Below are 539 nucleotides of genomic sequence, written 5' to 3'. Positions count from 1 at the left end.
GGCGGATTTGGCCTTTCTGCTCACGACTGTATCAACCGGTCTTTTGCTAAAGACCACAACCAGCGAACAATACGCCGCTGGCATGACCCGCGCTACAAGCGTGCTTCTGGCTCATAGTACCTGAACCGGATTTGAACGGAATCGGTGCCCGCAAATGGGTGCTGAGAAGGGGAAAAGAAACGACCACTTTGGCTCTGATTCCGGTTCCCCCTTTTGTTGACGAGCGAACATTTCAGCAAAGTGTTGGCGATCAGTTGGAATCCTCGACCAACCATTTGTAGACCAATGCAGCCCGATCCGAAGAGGTGTTGTGTAGCACGACATAAAAGTCCAAAGGGGCTGACAGTGTCTGTGGCAATAACTTGGCCAGTTTGCCTGACCTAACCAAACCTGCGGTCAGCCCTTCCCATCCCAGTACAGCGCCCATATCATCCTGTGCTGCTTGCAGGGCAATGGTGTAGTTGTTCACCCTGTGCCCCGATTTGAGTGAGCCGGAGTAACCCAAACCAGCCGCCCATTCCTGCCAACCTGTCCAATCG

At 53.4% G+C, this 539-nt stretch carries 1 protein-coding gene; it reads right to left on the bottom strand.

What is annotated here, in order from left to right; genetic code table 11:
- Positions 1-250: 250 nt before the first annotated feature.
- Positions 251-539 (bottom strand): type 2 periplasmic-binding domain-containing protein (locus tag ACR0JF_RS23420; RefSeq protein ID WP_480670145.1); only part of this gene is annotated, 289 nt, incomplete at its 5' end.

The sequence above is a fragment of the Ruegeria sp. BG11 genome, from assembly GCF_056538565.1.
This window is presented reverse-complemented; position numbering and strand designations above follow the sequence as displayed.